This window comes from Massilia genomosp. 1 (genome assembly GCF_011682185.1).
GTDB classification, from domain to species: domain Bacteria; phylum Pseudomonadota; class Gammaproteobacteria; order Burkholderiales; family Burkholderiaceae_D; genus Telluria_A; species Telluria_A rubra.
The window spans coordinates 1-9806 of the sequence record NZ_WHJF01000156.1 but is presented as its reverse complement, the minus strand read 5'-3'; the positions used below and the strand labels follow the sequence as shown (position 1 = coordinate 9806).

Genomic DNA, 9806 nt, shown 5'->3' with positions numbered 1-9806 from the left:
TTAGGAAACCGAAGACTCCCCCAATAGGAGCATTTGTTCAAGTTCCTTGCGGGGGTCACCCCATCGCCCATCACGCTACGTGATCAAAATGGCGCCGAAACCCATCAGGTTGAGTGACCATACTCAACACCAGATTAGCGGATGAGGCCGTGTCCGAATGTCAGACCTGACACCAGATTGAAGACAGCAGATTGAAAAAAAGCCGCGATCGCTCGCGGCTTTGTTGACAGCGGGACGGGCTTAGAAGTTGCCCTTGAACTGCATCCCCCACTGACGCGGCTCGTTGGTGAAGCCGGTCAGGTTGTTGAAGTCGATTCCGCCCACAATCCGTTCGGTGCCGGTGATGTTGCGGCCGTAGGCGGCCACTTCATACTTGCCGCTATCCCAGGTGTAGCCGACGCGCAGGCCGCCTTCCACCAGCGGCTTGCCGGTAAATTCCTTCGCTTCGTACAGGAAGAAATTGATCTTGCTGCGGTACGCCCAGTCGGTGAACACGAACAGTTGACCGTCGGCCAGGTCCATCGAGTAACGCGCGGTGCCGTTGATGATCCACTTCGGTGCCTGCGGCAAGGGATTGCCGTCGATGACGACACGGCCGGCGGCATTGATCGGATTGGCGATCGTACACTGCGCGCATTTGTTGACCGAGATGGCGCCATCGCGGATTTCGGTGAAGTTGTAGCTGCCGCCCGCCGATACCTTGAAGCTGCTGGTGACAAAGCCTTCAAAGTCCAGCTCGGCGCCACGGCCGTTGGTCTTGGCCGCGTTGATCAGGCGGTTGACGTTGGAATTGCCGCCGACCACGGTCAGCTGCTGGTTCTTGACCTGGTAGTCGTACACGCTCAAGGCCACGCGCGCGCGGCGGTTCCACAGGTCGGCTTTCACGCCGGCTTCGACCGAGGTGATGGTTTCGGCGTCGGCCACGGTGATCGGTACCGCAGCGGAGGCCGCCGCGATACTCGGCGCGCGGAAGCCGGTCGCCACGCGGGCATACACGTTGACATCCTTGTTCAGCTTGTAGGTACCGCTCAGGTCCCAGTTGGCCTTGTTGCTGCTCTCGCCCACCGAAGCCGGGCCGATCTGCGCCACGTTCCACGCCGTGACGGTGTTGAAATCCTTCTTGTCGTTAGTGTAGCGCAAGCCGCCGCGCACGTTGAAGGCATCGCTGATGACGTAGTTGACCGAGCCGAACGCCGCCCAGGCGGTATTCTTCTGGTGGCTCACCAGGCGCGACGTCTGGGCGCCGCTGGTGCTGTTGTAATTATCGGTCGAGCCGGTGGCGTCTTCGTTGAAGTAGTACAGGCCGGCTTGCCAGTTCAGCGGGCCGCTGTTCTTCGATTCGACGCGCACTTCCTGGCTGTATTGCTTGACGTCGCCGATGCCGCCGGCGGTTTCTACCTGGAACGGGATCACGCCCGGGCCGGCCGGCACGCCGCCGTCGATGTCGCCGCGACTCAGGTAATGGTCCACCCCTTCGTAGCCGGTGATCGAGTACAGCTTGAGCGCGCCGAGGTCCCACGACAGGCGCACGTTGGCGCCGTTGGTGCGCAGGGCCTGGAAGTTCAGGCCGTTGTTGGCGATCTTGTCGGCGTCGAAACCGTCGACCAGCTCGTTCGTGCCTTTTTTGATGATATTCGCGCGGAACAAACGCGAGCTGCCCGTGGTCGAACGCTGATGCACATTGAACAGGGCATTGAACGTCGTGCCTGGCTTGTACAGCACTTGCAGGCGTTCGGCGTGCTCGTTGTAGCCTTCGAGGGCGTCGCCCTGGCCAGTAAAGGTGTTGTCGACGAAATCGTCGCGGTGCTGGCGCAGGGTCGAGAAGCGCGCCGCCCATTCCTTGCTCAGCGGAATATTCACGGCGCCGTCAACGTTGACCGTGTTGTGGGTCGCGACGGAGGCGTTGTAGTAGCCGCCGAAGCTGTCGAGCTTCGGTTTTTCGGATTCGAACTTGACCACGCCAGCCGGGGTGTTGCGGCCGAACAGGGTGCCCTGCGGGCCGCGCAGCACTTCCACGCCGGCCAGGTCGAAAATCGGGAAGCCCTTCAGGATCGGGTTCTCTTGCACCACGTCGTCGTAGATCAGCGAGACAGGCTGCGAGGCGAAGGTATTGAAGTCGGTGTTGCCGTAGCCACGGATGTAAAAGCGCGGGAAGGTGCGGCCGTTCGACGATTCCACGTTCAGGCTCGGCACTTTGCCGGCCAGCACCCGAATGTCCTGTCCGCCGGACACGAGCACATCGAGCTTCTCATCTTTGAGCAGGGTGACCGAGACCGGCACTTCCTTGATGTTCTCGGTACGGCGCTGGGCGGTCACGGTCACGGTTTGCAGTTCTGGAGCAGCCTGGGCCTGGACTTGGGCCTGGGCCATGGCCGACCCGATCGGCAGCAGTGCGGACAGGGCCAGCACGGCGCCGTGCGCGCCGATAACGCGCTTGTGCATCTTGGACATCTTGATCATTCGAGTTCCCTGGAAAAAGTTGATGAAGCGTACGACGAAGGTAATCCTGTCTCCTGCTTTTGCTCTTTTTCTGGACGTACTCGCATGCGAACGCGCGGCGATGGACGCCGTCGGCACCGCATCTTGTCGATGTCTGTGTTGCCGACTTTATAGGAGGCGGTATTTTCTGCCATCACGGCTGTGAATGGCAAGGACGTTCACAGCCCGCGTGATCTTCACGCAACATTTTTTGCAACTAACCACGCTTTGCGCGATTTATGCACCGTTATTGTGCGGCGCCTCCACCAGGATCGCGCGCAAATCGTTGACGTTGGTGCGCGTCGGCCCCGTCACCACCAGGTCGCCCAGCGCCGCGAAGAAGCTGTAGCCATCGTTATCGCGCAGCAGCGCCTGCGCATCGACGCCGGCCAGCGTGGCGCGCGCCAGCGACCCGGGATCGAGCAGCGCCCCGGCGTTGTCCTCGGTGCCGTCGATGCCGTCGGTATCGCAGGCAATCGCATGCACGCCTGGCATGCCCTTGAGCGCGATGGCCAGCGCCAGCAAGAATTCGGCATTGCGCCCGCCGCGCCCCTGGCCGCGCAAGGTGACCGTGGTTTCGCCACCCGACAAAATCACGCACGGCGCGGCCAGCGGCTGCCCGTAGCCCGCCACCTGGCGCGCAATGCCCGCGTGGACGATGGCCACCTCGCGCGCCTCGCCCTCCATGCACCCGCTCAGGATCAGCGGCGTGTAGCCGGCCGCACGCGCGGCGGCGGCGGCGGCGTCGAGCGCATGCTGGGCACTGGCAATGACCACCGCCCGGTTGCCGGCCAGGCGCGCATCGTCGATGGCCGGTGCGGCCAGCGCCGCGTCGTCCAGCACCGCGCGCACCGCCGGCGGCGCCGCGATGCCGTATTTGGCGAGCAGCGCCAGCGCATCGGCCGCGCAACTGCCGTCCGGGATGGTCGGCCCGGACGCCACCACCGCCGGATCGTCGCCCGGCACATCGGACACCACCAGGGTCAGCACGCGCGCCGGATGGCAGGCCAGCGCCAGGCGCCCGCCCTTGATCGCCGACAGGTGGCGCCGCACGCAATTGATCGCGCCGATCGGCGCGCCGCTGGCCAGCAGGCGGCGCGTCAGCTCGCGCTTGTCGGCCGGCGTGATGCCGGGCGCCGGCAGCGACAGCAGCGCCGAGCCGCCGCCGGACATGAGGCACAGCACCAGGTCGTCCTGATTGAGGCCGCGCACCAGCGCCAGCATGCGCCGCGCCGCCGTGCTGCTGGCGTCATCGGGCAGCGGATGGCCCGCCTCGATCACCTCGATATGCCGGGTCGGCGCGCCATGCCCGTAGCGCGTGACCACCAGGCCCTTGATCTGGCCCTGCCAGTGCCGCTCGACCGCCTGCGCCATGCGTGCGGCCGCCTTGCCGGCGCCGATCACGATGGTGCGCCCCTTGGGCGCGGCGGGCAGGTGCGGCGCCAGCACGGCCAGCGGATCGACCGCCGCCAGCGCACTGTCGAACAGGTGCATGAGCAGCTGGTGCGGTGGAGTGCGCGGCGCGCTGGCAGGGTTCATGTGGTCCTCGTTGAATGGCTTGCCAGGCCGGCGCGAAAGAGGTATCTTTTTTCGCGCCGCCTGGCCTATGATATTGACACAAAAATATCTTCCAGGAGCGTTCGTGCCTTCCCAAAAAATCCCCGCCATCCTCACCGCGCTGATGATCGCCATGACCAGTACCCTCCCCGCCTTGGCCGCCGACAGCGCGGCGCCGCCCGTCGCAGCCAAGGCCGCGTGGCAGGAAACGCGCCACGGCGAGGTCGTCACCGACGACTACCGCTGGCTGCAAAAGAAGGAAGACCCGAAGGTGATCGCCCATCTTGAGGCCGAAAACGCCTACACCGAGGCGATGACGGCCGAGATCGCGCCGCTGGCCGACAAATTGTTCGCCGAGATCAAGGGCCGCATGCAGGAAGTGGACCTGTCGGTGCCGGCGCGCACCGGTAAATACTACTACTACACGCGCTTCGAAGCGGGCAAGCAGTACCCGATCAACTGCCGCCGCCTGGCCGGCGCCAAGCTGGCCTACGACCACCAGGCGCCGGAAGAAATCCTGCTGAACCAGAACGAGATGGCCGAAGGCCAGAAGTTCTTCGCCGTCGCCGGCACGTTTGTGAGCCCGGACGAGACGCTGCTGGTGTACCTGACCGACACCACCGGCTACCGCCAGTTCGAGTTGCACGTCAAGGACCTCAAGACCGGCAAGCTGCTGCCCGACAGCGTAGCGCGCGTGACCTCGGTGGCCTGGGCGCTTGACAACAAGACCATCTTCTTCGTGCAGGAAGACGCCACCACCAAACGCTCCGACCGGGTGTTCCGCATGACACCCGGCAGCGCGCCGGTCGAGGTGTATCACGAGCCGGTCGAGCAGTTCAGCGTGCAGGTGGAAGCCTCGCGCGACGGCAAGTTCATCATGCTCGATATGGGCGCGACCGACACCAGCGAGACGCGCATGCTGGCGGCCGACAAGCCGCTGGGCGCCTTCCGCCCGGTGCTGGGACGCGAAAAAGGCCATCGCTACAGCGTCGAACACCGCAAGGGCGAGTTGTTCATCACGACCAACAAGGATGCGAAAAACTTCCGCCTGGTGCGCGCGCCATTGGCCACGCCCGGCCCCAAGTTCTGGAAAGAGCTGGTCAAGCACGACAAGGCGGTCATGGTGCGCGAAGTCGACGCCTTCCGCGATTTTCTGGTGGTGATGGAAAAATCGAATGCGCTCAACCGCGCGCGCATCTACAACTTCAAGAACAAATCGTGGAAGACGGTGCAGTTCGACGACCCGGTCTACATGGCCACGCGCATGCGCACTCCCGCCTTCGACGCCACCAGCTACCGCATGGCCTACCAGTCGCCGGTGACGCCGGCGACCGTGCTCGATGTGGACATGGCCAGCGGCGCGCGCACGGTCCTCAAGCGGGTCGAGGTGGTGGGCGGCTACGACCCCAGCCGCTTCGAAAGCCGCCGCCTGTGGGTAAGCGCGCGCGACGGCGCCAGGGTGCCGCTGTCGGCCGTCTACAAAAAGGGCGTGAAGTTCGACGGCAGCGCGCCGATGCTGCTCACGTCCTACGGCTCGTACGGGATTGCGACGGAAGCGAATTTTTCGATCGGGCGTCTGAGCCTGCTCGAGCGCGGCGTGATCGTGGTGCAGGCGCACATCCGCGGCGGCACCGACATGGGCGAGGCCTGGCATGACGACGGCATGCTGATGAAAAAGAAGAACACCTTCTACGACTTCATCGACGCCGCCGATTTCCTGGTCAAGGAAAAGTGGACCAGCCCGAGTCGCCTGGTCATCCAGGGCGGCAGCGCCGGCGGCCTGCTGATGGGCGCCGTGGCCAACATGCGCCCGGAGCTGTTCCGCGGCGTACACGCGGCCGTGCCGTTCGTCGACGTGATGAACACCATGATGGACGCCACCCTGCCCCTGACCACCGGCGAGTACCTTGAATGGGGCAACCCGACCGAAAAAGCGGCCTACGACTACATGCGCAGCTATTCGCCGTACGATAACATCGAGCGCAAGGCCTATCCGGCCATGCTGGTGACCACGGGCCTGAACGACAGCCAGGTGATGTACTGGGAGCCGGCCAAGTACGTCGCCAAGCTGCGCGCGCACAAGACCGACAACAACCAGTTGCTGCTCAAGACGAACATGGGCGCCGGCCACGGTGGCGCGTCCGGGCGTTACAACGCGCTCAAGGAAAGCGCTTTCAACATGGCGTGGATGCTGTCGCAGTGGGGGATCAAGGAGTAAGCGGAGACTGGAACCGGCGACCGGCGCCGGGAATTTTGCGGGAATTTTCATTTTTTTCGCAAAAACCCTTGCGCACTTTCCGATCTCTGGATATGATTCGTGCCTCTTCAGACGTGGTGACAAACGTCGGATGCAGTCTCTGAGGTAAGCGAAGTTTTTGGGTGCTTAGCTCAGTTGGTAGAGCAGCGCCCTTACAAGGCGCGGGTCGGGAGTTCGAGCCTCTCAGCACCCACCACCATCAGAGACGGGGCATCATGATCAGCAGTACCGATCAGAGTAACACGGAGTGGTAGTTCAGTTGGTTAGAATACCGGCCTGTCACGTCGGGGGTCGCGGGTTCGAGTCCCGTCCGCTCCGCCAGCATCAAGAAAGGGCCCGATTCGTCGGGCCCTTTTTCCATTTGCCTTTTTGTTTTCTCCTTCACTTCCGGAACCGCCTTGGCCCACGCCTACGTTACGTTTCGCCGCCGTCTCGCCCTGCACGCGTTCCAGCGCTTTGCCGCCAGCCTGAAAGGGTCGGCCGAAATCGTGCTGCTGGTGTTCGCCCAGGTTCTGATCGGCCTGTTCGCACTGGTCGCCCTGCCCCCCATGTACGCCGCCTCGCAACCGGCCCTGCAAGCCATTGGCCTGCTGCTTGCGCACGGCCTGGCGATGGCGCTGCCGGCGCTCCTGGTGCGCAAGCGCGTGCTGCCGCTCGACGTGGTGTACTGGCTGCGCCGCCTGCCGGTGCCGCCGTCCGCGCAACTGGCGGCCGATGCGCTGGTCGCGGCCATGATGGTCGGGCCGCTGGCGCTGCTGTACGCGGTCTCGGCAACGGTCTGGGTTTATCAAAGGCCCGACTGGCTGCTGCCGCTGCGCGGCGTGCTTGGCACGCTGTTCTCGCTGATGCTGACGTATGCCTGCACCATCGCCGTGCTGTCGCTGCGCGCGCGCCGCGTGCCGTCCAGCGCGCGCTGGCAGCGCCGCCTGGCGCCGCCGCCGGCGCGCTATGCGGCGCGCCAATGGCGCTCGCGCGTACACATGCTGTGGCATCGCTTGTTCTGGCTGCCCTTCTGGCGCAACGAGAACATGGTGGGCCGCCAGCAAAGCCTGATGCTGGCGGCGGCCGTGGGCGCGGCGCTGCCGTGGATGCAGGCGCCGCCCGGCATCGCGCGCGCGCTCCTGGCGCTGGTCACCAGCGCGCTGATGGTGCTGCTCACCGACCGTGGCGACAAGGCCGTGCGCGAGCAGATCGCCACGCTGCGCCCTGTCATGGCGGCCTGGCCGCTGCAAGCGCGTTCGCTGGAACTGGCGGCGCGCGCGTTTGCGCCGCTGCCCGCGCTGCTGGTGCTGGCGATGGTGTTCGCCGGTGGCCTGGCGCATGGCGTGTGGGCGCGTCCAGCCGGCCGCGCTTATCTGGTTCTTGGCTGCGTGGCGCAGGTGCTGCTGGTGGCGATTCCGCGCTTTACGGCACGCGCGCGGGTGGGCCTGGTGGTGGTGCAGATTCTGGTGTTGACGGCGGTGGGGAGCGAAATATGGCAGTAGAACAGAAGGACGGTCCGGTGCTGCGCATCCGGGGCCTGCATTTTCATTTCGATACGCGCCCGGTATTCGTCGATTTTGGGGCGCAGATCGAGCCGGGCATCACCTGGCTGCGCGGCGCCAACGGCATGGGCAAGACCACCTTGCTCAAGCTGGTGGCCGGCGCGCTCACGGCCAACGGCGGCACCATCGCATTGGACGGCGTCGATTGCGCGGCGCAGCCGCTGGCCTACCGGCTGGCGGCGTTTTACTGCGGCGGCGACCTGCCGGATTTACCGTGGCTGACGGTGCAGGAGTTCCTCGACCTGCACCTGGCGCTGTATCCGGCCGCCCAGGCGCGCCTGGTCGAGCGCCAGCTCGACGCGTTCGGCGTGAGCGGGACGCTGGGGCAGGCGCTGTCGACCCTGTCGCTGGGGCAGCACAAGAAGGTGCAGCTGTCGTTGGCGCTGGCCCTGCCGGTGCGCCTGCTGCTGCTCGACGAGCCGTTCAACGGGCTCGATGCGGCGGCGGTGGCGTACTTGCGCGGGCAGCTGGGAGAACTGGGGGCGCGCCAGGATGTGTGCGTGCTGCTGACCAGTCACCTGGAGCCGCTGGTGGCGGTCAGGCGCATGCTGGACCTGGATCGCCCGCAGCCAGCCTAATTGGCCTGCCCCGCCTCGACCCGGTTGCGTCCCGCGCTCTTGGCCACGTACAGCGCGTGATCGGCGCGCGCCAGCGCGGCGTTGATATGCTCGCCCGGCTCGATCGTCACCACGCCGATACTGACCGTCATCGCATACTTGTCCCGCAGCGCCGGCAAGCGCGCCTCCAGCACGGCCAGGCGCAGCCGCTCGGCCGCCTGCAGCGCGCCCGCCAGGCAGGTTCCCGGCATCACCAGCGCGAATTCCTCGCCACCGAGCCGGCCCATGATGTCATGCTCGCGCAAGCTGGCCTGCGCCGTGGCGCTGAACACGCACAGCGCCTCGTCGCCGGCGGCGTGGCCGAAGCGGTCGTTCAGGCTCTTGAAATGGTCCAGGTCGAGCATCATCAGCGACACCGGGCTGCGCAGGCGCGCCGCGAGCATGCGCGCGCTCTCGGTGCGCTCGAAGAACGCGCGCCGGTTGACCAGGCCAGTCAGGCTGTCGATGGTCGCCAGCAGCGCCATCGCGCGGTCGTCCTTTTCCTTGCACAGCAGCAGAAAGCCGAAGCCGTTCACGATCATCAACAGGTAGCCGGCGATGTAGGCGACGCTTTGCACCGCCCCCGGCGCGCCGCCGACCACGCCCAGGCTGGCGTGGCTGAAGCAGGCGCGCAGCGCCATCGCCGCCGCGAACACCAGGTTATTGACGCCGATGATGCGCTGCAGGGCCGACGCCGCGCGCCCGGGACGCAGCAGCGCCGCCGCCACGGCGCCGCTGAACAGGGCGATCATCAGCGACAGCATCACGCCCAGGTCGCGCGCGCTGGCGCCGGCCAGCGGCGCCAGGTAATACAGCAGCAGCGCCAGCGCCGTCAGCGGATAGAGCAAGCGGCGCCAGCGCTCGTAACCGAGGAAGGTGGAGTAGGCGGCCGCTTCGAGCGTGATCCCCAGCACCAGCACCGAGGCCGTGGCCACCCCCATCGACTGCGGCGCGCCGGCGCTCTGCAGATAGGCCAGCAGGTTGGCAACGCCCTGCACCAGCTTGGCCCACTTCCACATGCGCATGGCCGGATGCACGGCGCCCGAACGCGCGTAAGCCGCCATCAGCATGGCGAAGGCAATATTGCCTACCGCCAGTACCAACATGAAGGTCTTGATATCGATCACTGCACGTTCCTTGTGGATCAAACACGGCCTGTCCGCAACGCATGCGAGTATGTCGCTGGCGCCGGGAAGGAAATCAGGTAAATAAATGATAACAATAATTACCACGAGGCATCATATTACACTAGTGTAGTGTTGCATTCTGTTTGCCGCTTAAGCGGCTGTTGGCGCGAATTACCTTTTGCAGGATATCGCGCGCAGTTGCTGTCCAAATAAATGGCTTCGGATTGGCATTGTGGTGCGCGACATA

The 9806-nt window shown here is 65.2% G+C and carries 6 protein-coding genes, 2 tRNA genes and 1 pseudogene; 5 read left to right on the top strand and 4 right to left on the bottom strand.

Annotated elements, in window-relative coordinates:
- Positions 1–240 precede the first annotated feature (240 nt).
- Both F1735_RS31140 and F1735_RS31135 read right to left on the bottom strand, forming a co-directional pair.
- On the bottom strand, positions 241–2460 hold the full coding sequence (locus F1735_RS31140) for a TonB-dependent receptor (protein WP_167240591.1): 2220 nt from the start codon (positions 2458–2460) through the stop codon (positions 241–243).
- Between the two features lie 255 nt (positions 2461–2715).
- Positions 2716–4017, bottom strand: a complete 1302-nt coding sequence (locus F1735_RS31135) for a glycerate kinase type-2 family protein (RefSeq protein WP_167240589.1) — start codon at positions 4015–4017, stop codon at positions 2716–2718.
- A gap of 103 nt (positions 4018–4120) precedes the next feature.
- On the opposite strand from F1735_RS31135, the gene F1735_RS31130 reads away from it, so the two are divergent.
- From F1735_RS31130 to F1735_RS31110, 5 genes are all read left to right on the top strand, one after another.
- The gene (locus F1735_RS31130) at positions 4121–6253 is read left to right on the top strand and encodes a S9 family peptidase (RefSeq protein WP_373888613.1); all 2133 of its coding nucleotides are present in this window, start codon (positions 4121–4123) and stop codon (positions 6251–6253) included.
- A 159-nt stretch (positions 6254–6412) separates the two neighbouring features.
- A tRNA-Val gene (locus tag F1735_RS31125) sits at positions 6413–6488 on the top strand.
- Positions 6489–6536: 48 nt separating this feature from the next.
- Positions 6537–6613: transfer RNA gene (locus F1735_RS31120), tRNA-Asp, on the top strand.
- Positions 6614–6690: 77 nt separating this feature from the next.
- Positions 6691–7776, top strand: a complete 1086-nt coding sequence (locus F1735_RS31115) for a hypothetical protein (RefSeq protein ID WP_167240587.1) — start codon at positions 6691–6693, stop codon at positions 7774–7776.
- Positions 7767–8414 (top strand): ABC transporter ATP-binding protein, encoded by a 648-nt coding sequence (locus F1735_RS31110; protein WP_167240585.1) that lies wholly within the window; start codon positions 7767–7769, stop codon positions 8412–8414. The genes F1735_RS31115 and F1735_RS31110 overlap by 10 nt, the downstream gene beginning before the upstream one ends.
- Here the strand turns inward: F1735_RS31110 and F1735_RS31105 are convergent.
- Positions 8411–9559: a GGDEF domain-containing protein gene (locus tag F1735_RS31105; protein WP_167240583.1), complete on the bottom strand. Its 1149-nt coding sequence runs from the start codon at positions 9557–9559 to the stop codon at positions 8411–8413. The genes F1735_RS31110 and F1735_RS31105 overlap by 4 nt on opposite strands.
- Positions 9560–9680: 121 nt before the next feature.
- Positions 9681–9806, bottom strand: a pseudogene (locus F1735_RS36990) (IS630 family transposase); the annotation flags it as partial.